Annotated in this window: 15 protein-coding genes; 1 reads left to right on the top strand and 14 read right to left on the bottom strand. The window is 49.7% G+C overall.

Annotated features, from left to right (window positions below; all coding sequences use genetic code 11):
* Positions 1–29: 29 nt before the first annotated feature.
* The 8 genes from JR338_12565 to JR338_12600 form a co-directional block, all read right to left on the bottom strand.
* The gene (locus tag JR338_12565; GenBank protein QRN84562.1) at positions 30–1391 is read right to left on the bottom strand and encodes a substrate-binding domain-containing protein; all 1362 of its coding nucleotides are present in this window, start codon (positions 1389–1391) and stop codon (positions 30–32) included.
* Positions 1392–1470: 79 nt separating this feature from the next.
* Entirely contained in the window at positions 1471–2268 is a 798-nt protein-coding gene (locus tag JR338_12570; GenBank protein QRN84563.1) for an alpha/beta fold hydrolase, read from the bottom strand.
* Positions 2269–2283: 15 nt separating this feature from the next.
* Positions 2284–2700, bottom strand: a complete 417-nt coding sequence (locus JR338_12575) for a Zn-ribbon domain-containing OB-fold protein (protein QRN84564.1) — start codon at positions 2698–2700, stop codon at positions 2284–2286.
* A gap of 1 nt (position 2701) precedes the next feature.
* Complete coding sequence (locus tag JR338_12580; protein ID QRN84565.1) at positions 2702–3967, bottom strand: hypothetical protein; 1266 nt, start codon at positions 3965–3967, stop codon at positions 2702–2704.
* A 20-nt stretch (positions 3968–3987) separates the two neighbouring features.
* A complete protein-coding gene (locus JR338_12585) occupies positions 3988–4296 on the bottom strand; it encodes a hypothetical protein (GenBank protein ID QRN84566.1) in 309 nt (102 codons plus the stop codon).
* On the bottom strand, positions 4289–5626 hold the full coding sequence (locus JR338_12590; protein QRN84567.1) for an acetyl-CoA hydrolase/transferase family protein: 1338 nt from the start codon (positions 5624–5626) through the stop codon (positions 4289–4291). Before JR338_12590 ends, JR338_12585 begins: the two co-directional genes overlap by 8 nt.
* Positions 5627–5645: 19 nt before the next feature.
* The gene (locus tag JR338_12595; protein ID QRN84568.1) at positions 5646–6653 is read right to left on the bottom strand and encodes a ketoacyl-ACP synthase III; all 1008 of its coding nucleotides are present in this window, start codon (positions 6651–6653) and stop codon (positions 5646–5648) included.
* 51 nt (positions 6654–6704) lie between these two features.
* The gene (locus JR338_12600; GenBank protein QRN84569.1) at positions 6705–7469 is read right to left on the bottom strand and encodes a beta-ketoacyl-ACP reductase; all 765 of its coding nucleotides are present in this window, start codon (positions 7467–7469) and stop codon (positions 6705–6707) included.
* A 189-nt stretch (positions 7470–7658) separates the two neighbouring features.
* On the opposite strand from JR338_12600, the gene JR338_12605 reads away from it, so the two are divergent.
* Positions 7659–8888, top strand: a complete 1230-nt coding sequence (locus JR338_12605; GenBank protein QRN84598.1) for a hypothetical protein — start codon at positions 7659–7661, stop codon at positions 8886–8888.
* Positions 8889–8909: 21 nt separating this feature from the next.
* On the opposite strand, the gene JR338_12610 is transcribed toward JR338_12605, so the two are convergent.
* From JR338_12610 to JR338_12635, 6 genes are all read right to left on the bottom strand, one after another.
* The gene (locus JR338_12610) at positions 8910–12119 is read right to left on the bottom strand and encodes a tetratricopeptide repeat protein (GenBank protein QRN84570.1); all 3210 of its coding nucleotides are present in this window, start codon (positions 12117–12119) and stop codon (positions 8910–8912) included.
* A gap of 503 nt (positions 12120–12622) precedes the next feature.
* Positions 12623–13174 carry a transposase gene (locus JR338_12615; GenBank protein ID QRN84571.1) on the bottom strand — a complete coding sequence of 184 codons (552 nt, stop codon included), beginning with the start codon at positions 13172–13174 and terminating at the stop codon, positions 12623–12625.
* Between the two features lie 114 nt (positions 13175–13288).
* Positions 13289–14620, bottom strand: a complete 1332-nt coding sequence (locus JR338_12620; GenBank protein ID QRN84572.1) for a hypothetical protein — start codon at positions 14618–14620, stop codon at positions 13289–13291.
* 174 nt (positions 14621–14794) lie between these two features.
* Positions 14795–15637 (bottom strand): hypothetical protein, encoded by an 843-nt coding sequence (locus JR338_12625; protein QRN84573.1) that lies wholly within the window; start codon positions 15635–15637, stop codon positions 14795–14797.
* Positions 15638–15916: 279 nt separating this feature from the next.
* Entirely contained in the window at positions 15917–16264 is a 348-nt protein-coding gene (locus tag JR338_12630; protein ID QRN84574.1) for a HEAT repeat domain-containing protein, read from the bottom strand.
* Between the two features lie 87 nt (positions 16265–16351).
* Positions 16352–21298: a DUF4062 domain-containing protein gene (locus JR338_12635; protein QRN84575.1), complete on the bottom strand. Its 4947-nt coding sequence runs from the start codon at positions 21296–21298 to the stop codon at positions 16352–16354.
* Positions 21299–21337: the final 39 nt, after the last annotated feature.

Consider the following 21337-nt stretch of genomic DNA (forward strand, 5'->3'; position numbering starts at 1 on the left):
AGGGACATTTTTATTAATCTAAGTTGGTATTACTCGCCTGAGAGGCTCCCCACGGGGAGGTCACCACAGCGGGCAACATTATCGCCGGTGAGCAAGCATGGCGGCACGGGGCGGGTTGTGCCCACATAGGAATAGAAATTGAAGGTCGGATCAGTCAGATTTTCCAGGGTCAGAATGTACATATCCTGAATGGCAACATGATCTTCGGGGCGAATTTCGATCAGGCCCTTGGGACCATCGAAGCTCAAACCTTCCATAGCGGCAACGAGTGTCGCGCCATCGGTATCACCATTGGTGGCCTTGAGGGCTTCCACAACCATGATGGCGGCGTTCATAGCATCGGCATCGAAGAGGTCAGGATATACACCATAGCGGGTGGACAGATTCTCAACGAGGAAGTCATTGATGACGTTGTCCGGTGCGGAATAGTGGTAGAGAATGCCAGCGGTGGTGCCAACGGCGTTGCTGTAGAACACAGGCATCAGGATATTGTCGATGAAGGTCGTACCCAATTCTTTGGTTTCATTGACACCCTGATCCTCAGCAGCCTGGACCAATGGAATGAAGCCTGAGCCTGCCCAAGCAACAATATAGGCTTCGGCATCGGTGTCAGCGATAATTTCCATGTAGGGTGTGAAGTCAGTCGTATCTGCAGGTGCGTAAATATCATCAGTTACGAATTCACCACCATCCAGGGTGCAGGCATCCCGGAAGGATTCAGCAGCACCCTTACCAAAGGTGTTGTCAATCGCGATTGTGACGAAGGTTGAATAATTTTCGGTCAGCGCGGCACATTCGTTAATGGAGTCCTGATAGTTGTTGCGGCTGGTGCGGAAAGTATATTCATTGAAGTCTTTGCCGGTGATGTCATTAGCGGCAGCAGGGGCAACGATCAACGGAATTTGATTGTCGAAGGCAATTTCCTGCAGAGTAGCGGTGCAGGATGAGGAGGTTGAACCAACGAGGAAATCAACACCCACAACGTCAATCAATTCGTTCGCAACGGCGGTTGTGTTCTCAGGGGAACCAGCGTCATCTCGAACATAGACCTGAATCTCACGGCCATCGAGCATGAAGGTGTTTTCCTGGGTGGCAGCGAAATCGAAGACATCGCCTGCGGTACCAGCAGCACCTGTGGCATATTCCATCCCCAGCATGAATGAACGGGGGATCATGACGCCATAGATGGCCAATGCACCGGTCAGGTCAGCAATAACGCCAACTTTGACGGGCTCTAGAACAACCTCAGTCTCGACTACCTCTTCGGTAGCGACAACTTCGGTTTCATCCACAACAGGTTCAGTAGTCTCGACAGCCGGAGTTGCGCAGGCTGACAGAACCATGGGAATGATGACCAATATGGCCAATACGGTTAAACTAGCTTTTTTCATCCTTTTTGCTCCTTCTAATAGGTTAGAAAACAGGTATTTTGTTTGGTTCTAGCGTTCGAATCGAGGATATAACACCTCCTTATTTTGAGTTTTTATAAACAAAACCCAGCAGCAGCGTATTTAACACCGCCGGCTTTTCCAGGCAGAGCGCATGGCCCGAACCAGGGACCATGACAAACTCACTGCCAGGGATCTGGGCAGCAATAATCTCGGCATATTCACGCCCCTTGATCAGATCTTCCTCTCCTGCAATAACCAATGTGGGCGCAGTGATCGCACTCAACTGGTCTGTCAGGTCCAGGGCGTAGAATGATTTCATCAATCGAACAAGGGCATCCATATCTAATGCGGCATAGCGATCCACCGATGAATCGATGAACGCCTGATTAACTCTAATCCAATCCTGTGCAAAATTCATATGATAGGATGTTTTAAGCAGCCATTCAGCATCGTGCTGTTCAGCGGCCATCAGCCACGGCATGGTTTGGGCACGCAATAGGGGATGGATTTCGCTGACCCCATCGATCACAACCAAAGACTGTGTCTTCTCAGGATATTGAAGCGCAAATGACATGCTGACTTCAGCTCCGTATGAAATACCGGCAATATGGGCTTTCTCAATCCCTAATGCATCAAGTAGACCCGCCAGGTCATCAGCGTGTTGGGACATTGAATATTCCTCTTCGGGATGGTCGGATTGCCACATACCGCGGCAATCATACAGCAGCACCCGCAGGTGCTGTTCAAGGGCAGCCTTTTGGAAAGCCCAACTGGCAGTACTCATCATCACACCATTGGAAAGCACCAACACCGGGGCATCTTCCGGCCCGGAAAGCTCATAATAGAGTTCAATCCCGCTCACACCAATCTTCGGCATGTCAGTCCCTTTCTATTAAGCAGGTTTGAAAGCCAAATAGGTTTTCTGAACGCCACCCTCTTCACGCTGAATGGTGGTCATCTGCAAATCCATCCCAATTTCAATTAATTCAGGATGGGTCAGGTCGACATCCAGGATCTGAGCTGAAATCCGGGGCCCTTCTGCCAATTCAACGATACCAACACAATAGGGGTTCTTACTGTCATAACCTGCTTCGGCCATCTTGACCGGCGGAACACTGATGACGGTATAGGCCACCAGTTTCCCTTTACCGGAGAAGGCCTCAACTTCAATCTTGTGGGAATAACAAACCGGACAAATCTCCCGTTGCGGAATGGAAACCTCACCACAATCCAGGCATTTGGAACCGATCAGTTCGCCGGCTTCCAGGGCACGGAAGAATTCTTTGTTGAATAATGCAAATTCACTCATCTCAGTCTCTCCGCTCGTAGATATTGACGACGCAGGTTTGCCCGGAGCCGCCGACGTTATGGGTCAGGCCAATGGTGGGGTTGTCAGGCAGTTGTCGCTCGCCCGCAATCCCGTGCAGCTGTTTCCAGACCTCAACCACCTGAGCCACACCGGAAGCACCCACTGGGTGTCCCTTGGCTTTCAGGCCGCCGGAAGTATTGATCGGATGTTCGCCATCGCGGGCAGTCTTGCCGTCCATGGCGGCTTTCCAACCTTCACCACGGGGGAAGAAGCCCAAATCTTCACTGGCCATGATCTCAGCTATTGTAAAGCAGTCATGCACTTCAGCCAGGTCAATGTCATAAGAGGTTAGACCGGCCATCTCATAGGCCTGTTTGCCGGCTTTTTCGGCTGCCGGGATGCCGGAAAGCGTTTCCCGCTCCGGCAGTGCCCCATCGCTGGCCTGCCCGCTGCCGATCAGATAGATAGGTGAATCGCTGAACGCTTTGGCAATGTCTTCCGAGACCAGCAAGATCATTGCCGCCCCATCGGACACCGGTGAACAATCAAAGAGGGTCATCGGCCAGGCGATATTAGGATTGCCTTTCGGGTCCTGAAGAAATTCGAGGTCGGTTTTCCAGGTAGGTTCCGGGCGGCCTTTCTTCACCGCACGGGCCTTCTTGGCTTCCATGATCTGTTCAATCGTTTGTTCGAATTGCGCCTTGTCATTTAGCGCGCCATTCTTGTGATTCTTGATCGCGACATCGAAAAAGGCATTGCGATCTGCGCCATATTCATGCATATAAGCGGTTGCCATTGCGGCATAGAAACCGGGGAAAGTGAAACCGGCCGGGATTTCAAACTGGGTGTCTGCTGCGGTGCCCAGGGCCTCGGTGATCTCGGCGATCTGCAGGTCGGTCATCTTTTCCAGCCCGCCCACCAGCACGACATCATATTCACCGGAAGCAATAGCCAGAGCAGCCTGGCGAATCGCCACACCACCACTGGCACAGGCATCTTCCACCCGCACGGCGCTGATGGGAGAAAGCCCTAACCAGCTAGCCAGGATAGGTGCAAAGTGGGCCTGCTTTTCGAACTGGTCACTGCTGAAATTCCCAAGATAGAAGGCTTCAATTTTCTTCGGATCCAAAGGCTTATTCATGCTTTTCTTCAGATCTTTGAAAGCTTCCACCGCCAGATCGCGGGAGGTCTTATTGGGAAATGCACCGAACTTGCTCATGCCGACGCCAACAACTGCGACGCCTCTGGACCATTTTGATTTACTCATTCAAATCCTCTTATCGCTACTTATGCTTTGATGTAAACCCGAGCTTCTGAAAGGTCTGCCGGGCGGTCCTCACCTGGACCGGCGGCCAGCGCCATCTTCAACTCAGAGCCTTCAACCTGGAACAAGCCCTTGAACTCGCCAAGCATGCCGAGGGTATGTTCATTTTGTTGCATTGTGATCTGGCCGCCATCGGTCTCATATGTTCCGCCGGAGCTAATCCCCATTGGTTCATATAGAGCCTCAAAAGTGCCATCCTCACGAAATTCAAACCAGAGCCCTGCGAAGGGCTGGCCTTCTTTTTGGGCCCACTTGCCAATCAGTTCACTCATCTAAACCTCCCACAAAGAAATGGGCTTTAGGGACAATACCCAAACGGTCAGCTTCATCACGGATCCAATCCCGGAAATTGGGATGGGCCACCCTGATCAACGCTTCCATCCGATCCTGAACTGACCGGCCGCGCAACTCTGCCACGCCAAACTCTGTGATGATCGTATCCACATCCTGGCTGGGCACAGTCACGCCGGCGCCGGGGGCCAGGGTGGGAACAATCGTGGAAATGCTGCCGTTCTTCGCTGTCGAGCGCAGGGCAATGATGCCGCGCCCACCTTCGGACATCTGCGCGCCGCGGTGAGTATCCAGCTGGCCGCCGGTCCCACTGAACTGGCGGGTGCCGATGCTCTGGGAGCAGACCTGGCCGAGGATATCAACCTGCAGTGCCGTGTTGACGCTGATCATCTTGTTATTCTTGGCGATCACATAGGGGTCATTGGTATAACGGCCCCGGTACATTTCGACATCCGGGTTGTGATCAAGAAAATCATAGAGTTTTTTACTGCCCAAGGCGAAAGCGCCGATCATCTTGCCGGGGTGCAGTGTTTTCTTTGCGTTAGTGACCACACCGGCCTCTAAGAGGTCCACGAAACCATCCACGATCATCTCAGTATGCACACCGAGGTCTTTGCGTTCCATAATGAAAGCGGTGATCGCATTCGGAATGCCGCCGATCCCCAATTGGATCGTTGAGCCATCTTCGATCAGATCAGCAATAAAGCCGCCGATCTGCTGTTCGGTTTCAGTTGGGGCAACAACGGGCAGTTCCACCAGGGGGACGTTGTTCTCTACCAGATAATCCACCTCGGAGACATGGACGAGTGTATCGCCATAGGTCCAGGGCAGGTTTTCATTCACTTCCAGGATTTTTAGGTCAGCCGCTTCAAGCAGGTCTTTTTGGACGATCAGGCCCAGCGAAAGGGACATATACCCTTCCTCATTAGGCGGTGTGGCCGTCCCCATGAAGACATCCAGGTGACCACCGGTGGCATAGAGCTTATCGGTGGCTGCCCGGTGCAGGTTATTGGGAATATAGGAGACCCGCCCTTCCGGGTGCACCTGGCGGTCCGTAGCGCTATAGAACCAGTTCTCATTAAAGATATGGCCGCCCATTTCAGGCTTGGTGAAGATGTCATAAGGTCGCATGGGCAGGCAGGTCCAAAAATGGACGCCTTCCAGCTCCGTGGCATAATCCGCCATAGCGCGCATAAGGCCCACCGGTTCGGAACCTGCAATGCCGACCCCAATTGTCTGGTGTGGCTTGACCAGCCGAACGGCTTCTTCAGCCGTCAGGTATTTATCGATAAATCGCTTGGTGGTTGGCATACAATTATTTCTCCAATTCTTAGGGCATTCGAATGGCGACGCCAGCCTGGTTGTAGCCCACACCGGAACCGATGAAGACCACCAGATCACCGGATTTGATCTTGCCCAACTTGCGGGCGTCATCAAATGCCATCGGCAGACAAGCGGAACCGGTGTAGCCCCATTTATCCATGATCCAATGGGCTTTCTCAATCGGCAGACCGAGTTCATCCATCACCAGCTTGATGCTGGTAAGGCGAACCTGGGTGAAGATCACAAAATCAATATCGGAGATTTCAAAACCGCCGTTTTTCGCCACTTCACGCACTCGCTGCGGCCAGCCTTCATTATTAACCTCTGGCGGGAAAGCCGTCACAAGGTGCACTTGGGACTTGCCGCTCTGCACGTTCTCAACCGTGGCAGGTTCTGCTGTGCCGCCGGCATAAATGCCCCAGTGCTTGTAATAGGCACCATCGGCAAAGAAGGTGGAGGAAATGAAGCCTGGTTTGTCACTGGGTGCCAGAACGGCCGCCCCAGCGCCATCACCATAGAAAAAGGCCATCACATCGTGCTTGTAATCGGCCAGTTTGTGCATCATATAGGCGCCGATCACCAGAACGTATTTCAGGTTCGCGTTGGCAGCGATCAGACCGGAGGCCAGGGACAGCCCTGTCGGGAAGCTGGCGCAGGCGCAGCCCACATCAAATGTGCCGGCATTCTTTGCGCCCAGTTTTTCCTGCACCACCACAGAGGTGGCAGGTGTGATGTAATCCGGTGAGTCAGTGCCCAGGATGATCAGATCCAGATCTTCGGGTTTGATCCCGGCATCTTCAAGAGCAGCCTTGGCCGCTTCAACGGCCAGGTCAGAAGTGGCCATGCCCTCATCGGCATAGAAGCGAGTCTTGATATTCGAGCTTTCTTCAAACTTACCGACCACATCCGCCAGCTTGGGGCTGACCTCGCCCATCCATTCGGCAAAGGTTGCATTCGTGATTTCGTTCTTCGGGACGTAACGACCGGTACCGATAATATTGGCATATCGTTCCATCTAATACCTCGTTTCTAATAAATGAATGATGATGTTCGCTGCAGTGTTGGATTAGGTACCCAGTACCATGCCGCCGTCAATGCTGATGGCTGTACCGCTGATATAGGAAGCCTCGTCGCTGGCCAGCCAGCTGTAGAGGTTGGCGATTTCTTCCGGTTTGCCCATCCGGCCCAGAGGTGTCTTGGCAGCCAAACCTTCGAGGATCTTCTCGGGCATCTTCTGAACCATTTCGGTCAGGATGAAACCGGGGCAAACTGCGTTCACCCGGATATTATAGCGTCCCAACTCACGGGACCAGGTCTTGGTCATGCCGATCACACCGAACTTGGTGGCGGCATAGTTGGTCTGGCCGAAGTTGCCATAGAGGCCCACGATGGAGGAAGCGTTGAGGATCACACCGCCGCCCTGTTTGATCATCTGGGGTGTCACGGCCTGAGCGCAGTTGAAAACGCCTTTGAGGTTCACTTTGATCACCAGATCGAAAGCATCTTCCGACATCTGGCTGACCACTTCGCCGTTCTTATACTTAACAAAAAGACCGTCCCGAGTGATCCCGGCGTTATTGACCAGCACATCGACCCGGCCGAAATTGTCAATAACATCGTCAACCCACTCCTGGACGGCATCCCGATCGGTCACATCGACCTTATAGAAAACCGCACCGTTACCAAGTTCCTTGGCAAGGGCTTCGCCGGCTTCGGGGTCCACATCGCAAAGCACAACCTTCGCGCCTTCATTAGCGAATTTAATTGCGGTGGCCTTACCAATCCCCGCGGCACCACCCGTGATCAGACACACTTTGTCCTTTAAACGCATTGAGAATCTCCTGTTTGGTATAAAATTGTTATCCATTGCGCGGAAAAAATTAACGCAAGGGGCTCTTTTCCAACTGAAGTATAGCAAGATGAGATTACAAAACGGTTACGGGGCGGTAACAAAAGTGAGGGAATTTAGGGAATTTACGAATTTCATGAATGGTGTACAATTGTGTGAATGGAGGGATTGATGAACAAACAGACCACAAAGTTCTTCGCTACAGTCCTATTTTCTCTGGTTTTTCTCTCAGGTTGTACTGAGGTTATACAAACTCAGATTGCGACTGAAAGAGAAGCTCAACCAACGGCCACGGTTGAAATCAACACGGCAACCCCGGAACCCACTCACACCCCAACCCTGGCCCCAACCCCCACCCCGACCGCGACGGATGAACCCGCTGACGGGACACCGGAAAAATACCTGCAAATTCTCAACGAAATTTATGAGTATTATGACAATACCATGCCATCAGCAGCGACACGTCCATATTATGCTGATGACTTTCTCTCGCCGGATGGCAGATACCTTGCCCTTCAATTTATTTTATCTGATGGGGAATTCTCCACCTATTCTATCTATGATTTTTTGGATAATCAGCAAGTGGATATCCCACTTAACCTCCAGGAAAAGGCTGAGATATATGATATTAGTATGGATAGCTGGTCGTCGGATGGATCAACATTATTTATGAGAATTTCTCCCACAAGGGGCCTTCGTCTAGACACGTCCCTACTTATCGTAAAATCCATTGATGAATCAAATTACGTTAACTATGTAGTCCCCTATCCAGAGGATACTTATGGAAATTCATTCATTTTAAGCCAGGATAACAACCATATAATTCTTAGGGGGTCCACCGATTTCTTTGTTATTACTTTTCAAACAAATCAAACATTAAAATACATCTTCCCTGAAGGATTCTTTATACAAAGGATTCTTCCTTATGAAGGAACCAACTACTTAATAATGGGTTATTATCCAACTCTATTGCAGGGAACTTCTTATTCCGAAATGCGAATTGTCTATGGAAGTTCAGGGGAATCGGTAGTAGTTTATAGTGCGATTGGATATGATGATATTGTTGATTATGATCCTGAGAGAAAATTAGTCTTGATCAAAACTGACTATGGTAAGTTTATCTTTCTTGACACAGAAACCTGGACAGAAACGACTTTTCTGGAGGAAGATGCACTTTTTGGGCAAAAGACAAAGTTAATTGGGCATTGCATACCCTACAATTTTCAAGGTGAAGATGGGAGGAGACAATCCGGTCTGTATAATTTAATAACCGGCGAAACACAAAGAATTGGTGATCCCTTTTATTTGGGATGGTATCCGTTTTTTAAAAACCATCTCATCGCAGTCCACGATGAAGAATATACAAGGTGGATTGAATTTCTTGATGTGGTTTGCGAGTAGTGAGTGAACCCCCTAAACCTCTTACCCCTCGCCGATCAGCCCCTCATACAGCTCCACCGTCGCGGGTGAGACGTCACTGTCCATCTGCTGGCGGAAGACGTCCTGACACTGCTTATACACTTCCCGGACCATCGAACTCCGTCCCATCTTGTGGAAGATGGTCATCTGGGCGCGGTAAGCCGATTCCCAAAGTGGGTCCTCCCCCAGGGTCTTATAGGTCACTTCCAGCGCTCGTTCATAATCCCCCTCATCCAGCAATTGAGCGGTCAGCCGCTCCGCAGCCAGCAGAAACTGCTGGTGGAAGTACTGCACATCGATCATCAGCCATTCCTGGGCGTAACACCCATCAAAGTACCGTCCCCGATAGAGGTTGACGGCACTCTCCAAAGCCGGCAGCGAGCCATCCCCGATCTGCTGAGTGAATAGTTCCGCATCCACCATGACCCGCGCCCGGGGGTTCAGCCGGTAGAGCTCCTGGCGGCGCTCGACAAAGAAAGCCGTCTCACCCCGCGGCCGGTCAGGTTCCAGCACCTGGTTGAGGGTATTGAGGATCACTTTCAGGTAGTTATTGGCGTTTTCCAGCGGCGTATCGGGCCAGAGCATCGAGATGATCTGATCTCGGTGCAGCCATTTATCACGGTGACCCACCAAAAGCTGGAACAATAACCGGGCTTTCTCCCGCTTCCACTCCTCCGGGTCGACAGGCTGGTCACCCCGCCAGACCTTGAAACCGCCGAAGGTCTGCACCCAAAGCGAATATCCCGGATGGTAGGTTTCGGGTTCCAGCCCGCGTGCTTTGAGCAATTTGGCAATGAAAGGCTGTTCAATGTTGTTCTCCGCCGCTGCCAGCAGCAAGGGGTAGATCATTTCGCGATCCTTGAGGCCCATAAGGCTCTCCCGGGTCAGCAGGAATTCATAACCATGTTCCTGCACAATCGGCAGCATCTTCTCCAGATAGCCAAAAGCCGTGTTCTGATAACCCTGCTGCCAGGCCCGCAACGCCAGCCACATCCGTGCCGCACTGAGGGCGAAGGGGTCGCCGACCTTGATCGACAAGGTTTCCGCTGTGGTCAGATATTGTTGAGCAGCTTCGTAGTTACCGGTCAACACCTCGCCGGCGCCCAGTGAGAGCTGGATCAGAATGCTGATCCACTCGTCACCGGCTTTCTTGGCGATCTCCAACGATTCAAGCGCCATTTGTTCGGCCTGCTGGATGTGATGCGAGTAACCCAGCGCACGGCACATGCCCCATAAAGGCTCGACATGGATCCGGGTCACATCCACCCTGTCGATCGCCTCCTGATACAACTTCATCGCCTGTTCCAGCCCGTCCTCGTTGAAGGGATGCTGGGCATAAAGCAAGACGGCATGTCCCAGGCGCATATAGCCCACGGATTGCACAAAAGTGGATTGCAGCAGCTTGCCCAGTTCAATGCCCAAACGGGCATAGCGGTCAGCTTTTTCAATTTCGCCGGTGATGGCATAGAAGAGCGACAGCAGCAAGGTGCTCTCACGGTGAAAGCGCTGCGGTCGGGATGGCGGGACCACGCCGGGGTTATTCGCTTCACGATCTTGCAGCAAGTCGATCCCATCCTGCAGGCGTCCAGTCCGCAGCAAGATGCGAGCCTGGATCAGGTCAGTTTCTTTATCAAGGACCGGCCGGAGCTGGCTGGCTTGCTTCAACAGAGATTCAGCACTATCCGGCAGCCCGAGGTTTAGCTGATTTTCCGCAGTCAGCACCAACAGATCCGCCACTTCCTCCTTCATCTCCACCGGGTCCAGCAGCTTGAGGGCATCCTGCAGCAGTTGGTTGGCATTATTAGGCCGGATCGTATCCAAGAAGACCCGGGCCTGTCCCGTCAGTGCCTGCGAAACGCCCAGGTGGTTGTCCCGTTTGCGATAGATGCGCTCAGCCGCATGATAGTATTCCAGTGCTTCCTCAAAATGCCCGAGATAGCGGTTGACCTCAGCCAACAGAAAGACCATATAAGGGTAGTTCCTGCGGATGCTGGCCGGGACCTGCGTGATCCAGTAATTGATCGATTCATGCCGGCCATCCCGAACCATCTTCTTGCCAATGCTTTCCAGAATCTGATTGATCTGGTGATAGTCACTGGCCAGCAGGAGGTGGTTCATCGCCTCTTCCCAATACTCATGAGCATAGAAATAGCTGGCGATCTTGCGGTGCAGGTCCACCACCCGCCGGGTGTCCTGTTGAAGCCGGTTGAGCAGGAATTCGCGGAATATTTGATGATAGCGATAAACACCAGGGCGCAGTTCCTCGATGAACAGGCCGCTGCTGTGCAGGTCCATCAGGATCTTATCGCTGGTATCGATCATCAGCAGGAAGTCACAGGTGCTGCTATCCAGTTTGGAGAGGATTGAAGTCGCCAGGAGGAAGTCCTGCCGTTCGGGGGTCTGCCCTGCCAGCACTTCCTCAGCCAGGTAATCAAATAAGGCCGTGCGGGATTGCCGGTCATCTTCCAGCACCTGTTGGATGGTCATCCCGGGGTTATTCTGGAGCGTCTGCCAAACCATCTGCAGCCCAATCGCCCAACCCTCCGTTTTCTGGAGCAGTTGAGTGATCGTCTCCTCATCAAGTTGGATATCGTATTGACTGGCAAAAAGTTGGCCGATCTCCTCCCCGGTGAAGGTCAACTCATCCTTGCTGATCTCCAACAGCTCGCCCTTGACCCGCCATTTGTTCATCGAGGGGAATTCGAGCGTGTGACGCGTGGCGATGACCACATGCAGCTTTGGCGGCAGGTTCTCGACCATCCAGTCAATGAAGCCCATCACCTCGGGTACATTCACCATCCGGTGGAAATCATCCAGAATGAACAGGGCATCCTCGGTCAGGTGAACAGCCAGCGCGTTCAGGAAGGCGATCATTGCTTCCTGCTGGGTGGAATCCGGCATATCGAGGATCCGCAGCGCTTCCTCACCGATCTGCGAACCACGCTGGTTGAACGCAGTGAACAGCTTCGCCAGGAAGAGCTTGGGGTCACGGTCCGTGCCGGAGAGAGTGAACCAATAGATCGGCAGGTCCTTCTCCCGCAGGAAAGAAAGGATTGCGGTGCTCTTGCCGTAACCGGTACCGGCCTCCAGGATGGTCAGGGGGTAATGCAACATCCCTTCCAGCCGCTGGTTGATGCGCTCACGCACCAAAACCCGGCTGCGCTGGGCAGGCGGGTTGATCTGGCTGAGGATGATGAGGTTGCGAATGGACATATTAGCGCTTTGGGCCGGTTCGCCGTGTGGGTTGGTGTGATGGTGAGAGGGCTAACCGGTGGGATATTGGTAGTTCAATCGGTAATTATAACGGGGAACCGCGCGAGATTCAATTTAATTTAGGCATATCAACTGTAGGGTGCGCATCGCTCTTATGAGCACTTTTTTGGTGGTGCGCTCAACTACGGAGCGCACCCTACAATTGCATTATTTGGCAGAAGATTGAACTTGGTTCATCATCTGATGTACTTAAAATCAAGAAATATCCCGAAACAATTTTTCGTAGGGTGCGCAACTCTTTTATGCGCACCATTATTATTCGGTGCGCTCAACTACGGAGTGCACCCTACAATTAATTTATTTGGCAGAAGATTCAACTTGGTTCATCGTCATATGTACTTAAGATCAGGAAATATCCCGAAACAATTTTCGTAGGGTGCGCATCGCTCATATGCGCACCATTATTTATTCGGTGCGCTCAACTTCGGAGCACACCCTACTGATTACTCTCCAAAATTGTACTTATTCTCATTTCGTTGATCATCCCAGCCCCAACTATCATCATAAATTCCTGATTTTACATACTCATGGAAACTCGAATCCGGCCAATCATCCAAATTTTCCACCAGCCCGTGTTTGATTGGGTTGTAATGAATGTAATTAATATGACGTTCCAGATCCTGTTCATCACGGATTAAATGCTCCCAAAATCGACGTTGCCAGATAGCAGCTTCACGACGTTTGGTGCGTGAGATATCTGGAGGTCCTGGCTGCCCACCGTTAAGACGATATTGTTTTGTAAATCTCGCCTTGATTAACCCAACCCGCAAAGAGTAATCATGATCACTCTCTAGCAGGGTCCAAATTAGGTGAATGTGATCCGGGAGAATACAATAAGCCACCATTGTAAATGGATGAAAAGTCCTTACGTGCATTATTGTGTCCAATAATAATGATCGATTCTCAGGATTGCTGAAAATCTTATACCTTTGGAAAGTCACCAACGTGAAGAAATATGTTCCACCCTTAATGTAAATGCGGCGATATTCAGACATTAATGGACAACCCCTTCATTGTGTGGATCTTACATTATTTTCGTAGGGTGCGCATCTCTTTTATGCGCACCTTTTTTGTGGAGCGCTCAAATCCGGAGCGCACCCTACATGGTTTTATTCCCAATTGATTTGATAGAAAATGATTTGTACTTCGTCAAATGAAAAACCCACATTCTCAGAAATCATGTCGAGGTAAAAATCTTCATCGGCTTCTATACCAGAATCATCCATGATTTGGTCCAGGTAAGCAACACAAGGATTTTTAAGCGACTGATTGATAATATCAAAATGCAACATGGTATTTAGAGACAAAGGGTCTGCCACTACTCCCCCTGTTTGCGGATTGTATTCAATATCAATGTATCGATCAAGTCCTTCAATCGATTCATCCATAAATAGGATATATTCATCAAGCTGTTGACTTCTATTGAATAAACCCAATTCAACTAAATAATATTTTTCACGCTCACCTGAATAATCATGCTCACTTAGATAGTAACTTGATAAATAATAATTTTCGTCAATCCATTCAACAAGAATAATTGAAAACAAGTCTACATCTAAACCTTCAACCTCAGTAAATGCTCCATCTTCATAGAGAAGCATTCTCTGAAGCATCTGTAATAAATAACGATCCGGATCATTTTCGTCTGGAACCCACCATAGGTTTCTCAAAAACCAGACTGATTCATCGGGGACTGTCACAGAGCCCAAATATTCCAATGACGGAACGGAATACAACTTAAATAATATAATCTGTGGCGGCTCGCCAGCATATTCAAAAGAGGGATCGCATATTCCACGTGGTAATGGAACGGCAATCGTACTCTCGTCCCACGACCATCTTATGGTTTGACTATGCGGCGTCATTTTGCCAACAATTTGTTGCAAATCGACATCAAATAACGAAACGAATGTTGGATAGATCAGCGCGATATATTTCCCTGACGGCGATAATTCAACCTGATAAGATCTCAGTTCAGTAAAATCACTCGCATAAACTATCTCCCATTGATCGCCAAGCGTCTTATCCAAAATCGTGATCCGGGTGTAACCTTCACGCTGTTCACTAATGACTAGCCTGTCATAAGTGTCATTAAAATGCGGCCGCCAGGAATTTTCACCATCTATACCAACTTTCGAGATATCAATGCTTGAGAGGACCTCCATGGATGCCTGGCAGAGTGGAAGGTCAGCGATGGTTCCATTCGCCATGGCTCTACCCTGCTCCATGAAGCTCAGCTCTTCCGTTTCTTCCAACACAGGCATTTCGGTGGCAGTCTCAGCAATTTCCTCCGTTTGATCAGGAGCTTCCGTTTCAGATGGAGAATATTCTGTTCCAGTATCCACTTTGGAAGGAACCTGATCAATTGGCGTAGTCTGACAAGAAGCAATCATCAAGACGAATAGGAGTGCAAGAAAGGCTTTTCTTAGTCGATTATTCATTTTTCTCCTTTACGAAGAATTTCGCGGACTATCAACTGGTATGTAATGATCCCAATGATCACCGGATGCGCTTAACACCAGATCTTTTTTGGTTGGTGTGCATCTCTTTTATGCGCACCTTTTTGGTTGGTGCGCTCAACTACGGAGCGCACCCTACATAACAATTTTCGTTAATCAAAAATCCCCGACGATCACCAAGTATCGCTGATCGCCACGATTGGCGAAAAAGACCATCCGATCCTCCAGACCATGCGGATTAGCCAGGCCGCTGCTACAGCAGGCGTGATTTGATATCCTGTCATAGTCCAGGGGATATTCGACGCCATCATATGAATAGCCAAGCGCGTCATCCCGAATGAAGAAATAAAACGGCTTGCCGGATAAAATGTGAAAACCAAAGGATTGTTGATAGCCCTCCAGCTCGTTCAGCGATTCGCCATTCTTGATAATGTCACCCAAATTGGTAGCTTCAATAGATCCATCTCCACGGTCAATTCGCTCCCCCCGGTTGATTTCCAGATACCAGGAATCCTCAGTGGCCACGAAACCCCAGACGGCCGGCAAGGGGCCATTATCTCCCAGGGTAATGGTCATGAAAAGCTCATCATTTTTGTAAAGCCTGACGTCAACCTGATACTCCGTCATCCCATCAGGATCAGTGTTCAACAAAATATGCTCTTCTTTGAAAGAATAGACGTCATCACCAATGGTGACCCGGTGAGGAACGGATTGGGGTTCAGTCCATTCGGCATCCTCATATTCGGCCCAGACCACATCAATATCCTCACGCTGAGTTAAAGGATGTTCCTCAATCGTCAGCGCGCCGCCCGTTCCAGGTGTGAGCGTGACCCGCTCCTGAATGGTCAGCGTGGGTAAAATTGTCAGTTGGGGTTGAGTGGATAAGGCTGGTGCCTCGGTTGATGTTGCCGTTTCAGCCACCTCAGTCTGGGTGGCAGCGGTGCAACCGACCAAAAATGTCATCAGTATTACGGTCAGTAATGTTGCTTTACGAACCATCCTGTCCCCTTTCATGACCAATTTCAACTTTGTTATTAACGGCTATACGAACTGTTTAGAGACTTCCCACCATTATACACCCACTCGATGATTTGATTACCCCACTAGAAAAAAGCACGCAAAGACAAATACACCTCAGTACCCAAGTTCTTCGTGAGGAGAGGAACAACTATTTAATTAACTGAATTCCCCTGGGACTGACTTGAAGTGTTACGGCTCCATGCCTCTTTGCGGTAGAGTACTCTGAGGTTTGTATGGAACATGCGCTAAACTTTTAAATCATTTACCTTCTTCTACCATCTTGATATAGGCCAAACATCGCAGGTATTCATCACGTGAAAATGTCTTCTGCAGTGTTTCCATAATATTTGGGACCCTGAGTTTGACCAGCTCATGAGCCGAGGCAAATCGGACGGTACCCTCATCGTCCTTCAATGCGGCCTTTAGGGCCTTGATTGCCCTGTTATTGCCAATTTTCCCCAAGCCCATAATCGCCGTTAGACGAATCACCATATCCCCACCGTTTGGCGGTTTGCTATGGTATTTTGAGGCCTTTATCAGGCCATTCAAATCTCCTGTCTCATGCCACTTTGCTACTTTTTCAATCATGCCATCAGATTTTTGCATTTCAACACTCCTCTTTACATGCCTTAATGGGTGATCAAGAGAATATTCTTAATATGAGTTCCTGCCTCCTTGACGGATAAGAATCAATTATTTCTTAAACATTACAGAAAGATTTTCCAATTCCTCAGCACTGATCTGCAGATCAGAATCCACCGGGAACGCGGCATTTAGAGCTCGTACTGAGTTTTCAGCCTTACTCACCTCGCCAATTCCACGATATCTCCCAGCGATGGCCCGCGCAATGGCATCACACCAGGCAAAGAAGGATGTGAAGAATTTTCGATATTCATCCTCTGATAGCTTTGCTCGCAAGAATGCCCGGAACTTTATCGCTGGATAGAGCAGTTTATTCCCTGCGTTAGGTGTTGGGATTGGCAAGCCGCCAACCTGACCTAGGCCTCCCCGCTCACCCACCTTTTCATCAAGCCCTTTATTGAATAACTCCGGGAGAACCTTAGTAAAGATCGAATCTTTCATTTTTTGATTTTGCGCCCAATGTATATTAAAGTCAGCCAATTCACGCCGGGATATCTGCGATTTTGATTCAGCCAAAAACATAAATACTAAGATCAGCAACTCTTCAAAGGCGTCCAGTTCAGCTTCGGAGAATAAGATCCTGCCCACTTGGCTGTCTTTCTTGCTCCCCGATTGCTGCATGAGATAAAATGGCATTTCTTCAAGATCCGGGTATTCCAAACGCAGAAAATGAACCAGGCCCAGGTTCTCACCGGCGACGAGAGTTTTTCCATCAGTGGTAATCTTCTCAGAGAACAACTCACTATCGCCATAAAAGGACATTTCGATCGTTCCACTTTCGATATCCCACACCCGAATTGTCCTATCCAAAGAGCATGAAACAATACTCTGACTGTCCGGCGTCACAATAACACTTTCAACCGATTTAGTGTGTCCGGAGAAAGTTCGAACGTCGGACAATTTCTCCATATTCCAGACTTTTATTGTTCCATTTTCGTGGGCTGAGACGAATTTTCTTCCATCCGGAGCAACTGCCAATGACAACACGCCGCCCAGGCCAGCAAACAGGGCAGGCAGGCCCTGGTTCTTCGCCAGATCCCAGGCCCTGATTTCACCATCGGCCGATCCGGATATGGCTAACCTGCCATTAGGCGTCACTGTAACGGTTTCGACCGGTCCGCCATGGCCAGGCAAGATCAGAATACATTTCTTACGTTTTAAATCCCAAAGCCGAAGCGTATGATCATGAGATGCTGAGATGATTTGATTGCGATGGGGAACAAATTTCAGATCCCAAATAATCCCATCGTGCCCCCTTAATGTGCCAATCTGCTTTTTGCGTTGTAAGTCCCAGATCTTGATTAAGGAATCGCCTGCGCCGGTGGCCGCCAGTTGTCCATCTTCAGAAATCGCCACACAGGCTATAGACCCTTCGTGATCGGTTTGGATAGTGGAAAGCAGATTTCCATCTTGCGGATTCCACACTTTTAACGTTTTATCGGCTGAAACCGAAACTGCTATCCTGTTATCCGCAGAGATACCAACATCCCAGACCGTCAACGAATGGGCGACAGCATCCTGCTTATCAAATGTCTGGGTGAGATCCCATTCCTGAATAGGTCCATTGGAGGAGGCGGAGAACAGACTTTCCCCATCCGGGGACACCGCAAGGCTTTCAATTGAGCCGGCAATCCCTGAAATGGTATAGACCTCAACGCCACGCTCAATATCCCAAACCTTGATTGTCCGGTCTCTGGAACCCGAAAATGCCAACCGACCGTCCCTGCTTACCGCCAGGGCTGTGACCATGCCGTTATGCCCGGTCAGCTTATGGATCGTTTTGCCATTGGCCAAATCCCAGACCCGAATTTCCCCTTTGACGTCGCTTGAAACCACCTTGCGGCCATCCGGTGTTACGGCAACTGCCAGGATTAAATCCTTGTGCCCTTTCAAGAATTCGGGCTGAGAATTGTGCAAATTCCATACGCCCAGGGATTTATCATCTGAACCTGAAATGAGATATTGCCCATTAGGCGTTATCGTCATCGCCCTGACCCAATCATCATGCCCCGATTGATGAGGTCTGCCCTTTTTCCCCAGAACAGGCCGGGACAGGGTGCCATGCCGCGTCAACCTATCCAAATTCCATATCAGAATTTCGTTCGATGCGCCCCCTGAATACGCCTTACGCCCATCCTTTGAGACGGCGAGAGCGTAAATATTCTTGTCGAAGATATTCGACCCTTGGGGAGCGAAGTACTGAATTTCGGAACCTTTTTGCAGGTCCCAAACCCTAATACCGCCATTAGAAGAACCTGATATCAACAAATGACCATCCGGCGAAATGGTCAATGACTGGACTGAACCGGTATGACCCACCAATGTGTCCTGCTTTATCCCCTTGATTCTGTCCCAGACGATAATGGTCTGGTCCTCAGAACCTGAGATCACATACCGGCCATCCGGAGTGATAACCAGGGATTTCGCGGCCATCCTGTGACCAATAAAGGTCCGCTTCAGCAGTCCACCGGGTTGCGTCAGGCTGACGGAAATCGGCCGCAGCCAGGGGGCGATGTTCGACTGCCTGGCTTTTGCCAGGAGGGCTTTAATTTCTTCTTTTCCATTTTCACGGATTCGCCCAAGCATTTGAGAAGGGAACATATATGGATCTTCGATAAGAACACCCGCAGAGAGTTGAAGGGCGTCTTTTATCAGAGACAAGAGCTTCCCGCCATAACCCGAACTTTCGGCTTCATCGTAATCCTCAATCAGCAGATAGGGGCCAAATGCCCAAATCTTGACTTGCAGGAAATCATAATCTGTCAAAGTCTTCTCCAGGCCATCCCAGTCATTGGCATGGGCCTGTTGGTAAGGCAACTCGACTAATTTCCGAACATTGGCGAATTTAGTCTGTCCGTCAACTTTATTAAGGGGCTGATCGAGGAAATAATCCGCAAGCAAGCTATGCCATTTTCTTTTGGGGCGATTTTCCTTGACCTCATTGGGTATTATTGAACAATATCGCTCTCGAACGCCGATCTCAAGGCTTTCAAAGAAAATATTATATCGTCCCTCACGCATCCCTAAATAAGGCTTGACCTGCCTGATGAATAGATTAACGGCTTCATTCACTTGACCCATATCCAAATCTGATTGGGGAATATTCCTGATAAACAAGCCACTCAATTCATCAGGAGAGAGGCCTTGCCTGGAATTCAGCAGGAGGCCAAAGAGTAAGGGCACCCCATTTTCCGGGTCAATTATCGAATAACTTGGGTCCTGTTCGAGCCGTCGCAGCACTGCCTTGAATGCTGAAACCGGCGTATCGCCAAAATCGCTTTCTATCCGGTCCTTTAATTGCTGAAAGGCACCAAAAACCCGAAGCTCTGCAAGGACAACCTTCAAGAACAAAGGGTTATTTGCCCCTTTGATTGAAATAAGCTGTTCGATATGATTCTGATCCAGCTCCTTTAGGTATTGGGAAAGGTAGGTTCTAACCAGTTGGCGGCGGTGTTCCGGATTATTGAATGGTTCGACGCTCACCATCGTGACATGATTGTTCGTTTTCAATCCTGCCAACAATTCATTCGCCGTCTGATCGCCAGTGCGAAAACTGACAATTATTTTTACATTTTTGGGCAGCCCGGACATCGGCAGCCAGGATAAATCGCCCAAGCCTCGTTCCAATTGATTCAAGGCATCAATGACAATAACTGTCTTCCCACGCTTACCCAGTTCCAATAACTGTTCGCGCCAAAAACTTCGAAGGGCCTGCGTCTCCTTGGGAATCTCAATCGGTGGGATCTTGCCAGCAACCTCCTGAAATTCTCGCAGCAGGTAATATAAAAGTCCTGATAATGTATTGGAGCGATCGCTTTTGCCAATAAACCGCACATGGTATGAGATTTCCTGATCTTTATTGGGCAGATTCCGGCAGCGGTCAACCCATTTTGCCAGAAGCATGGATTTGCCCATGCCGCCTTCAGCCGCAACAACCAGCAAATCGTCACTTTCCCCATTCACATAATTATCAAGGGCCTCGTAATCATGGCCCCGTTCAATAAAACCCTCACTATTGATAAATAAGAATGCTTCGTGCTGATCAATTTCCTGCTGGAGATCGGTTTTCTCGCCAATCACCATATGCTCAGGGAAGCGCTTCGCAATCGCCTCTTTGAGGTCATTAAGGACAACCTCATGGAGAGTCTCATCCCCCACTCGGAAGTCACCGAGTCTTCCACCGGTCAGCTTATGGTTATATGCATTCCCAGCCGCCAGGAGATCCGCTGGCAGCTCCCTCCCCATAATGGGTTCATTAAGATTGAGGGCTTTCATCCACTCTCTTTGCCAGCGTGCGATATTGTCATCAAGCAAAGCTGGGCACAAAACAGGCATAGCAATTTCCGGTGTCAGACTCTGACTATCCCAGGTGGCCTGATAATGGCGAATAGGCCGCCCCGTGTTGGGAATAATCTCTTCCTTTAGCGTGCTCATTTTCGAAAGCAGGAAATCTCGATAGCCAGAATCGATTTCTTCATTATCTGAATAAATCCGTTTTAATTGATTCGGCTCTTTTGGAAGGTTAACAACATAATCATCATCCCGGAAGTAGAAAAATGTGTGCTCACTGTGATCCATCCCGCCCGAACCATCCCCATTCTTCATGAAAGGTCTGACGATGGCGTGCAGAATCTCGAGCTCTGTCACAGAGGTATCATTTTCCATTTTGCGATTTAGGCCGGGGAAATTCGAGAAAGTCTCCTCGGAGACATCTGAACTTTTCGGGATCCAACCATAGCGCTGCCCCAGGAAGCAGAGGAAAAACGGGCGGCAATCATCTATACGTTTCAGACAAGTTTGGACAACATTGGCATTCGCAGTGGCATCTTCTTCAGTAACCCCCCAACGCAAATCGACATCTACCAATCTTAGTTTGCGTTCTTCACACCAATCGCTCAGTTCCGGAAAAACACGCTTGACAAGGTAATCCCTTTCAGCGTGCATGTCATTGAAGGTGCTGCTAATGAAAATATGGACTTTCTCCCAATTCAAAGTCACTTTTCAATCCTCCATAGTTCCCCCGAAATATAAAATTGT

The organism is Chloroflexota bacterium, from assembly GCA_016887485.1.
GTDB lineage: Bacteria > Chloroflexota > Anaerolineae > Anaerolineales > Anaerolineaceae > Brevifilum.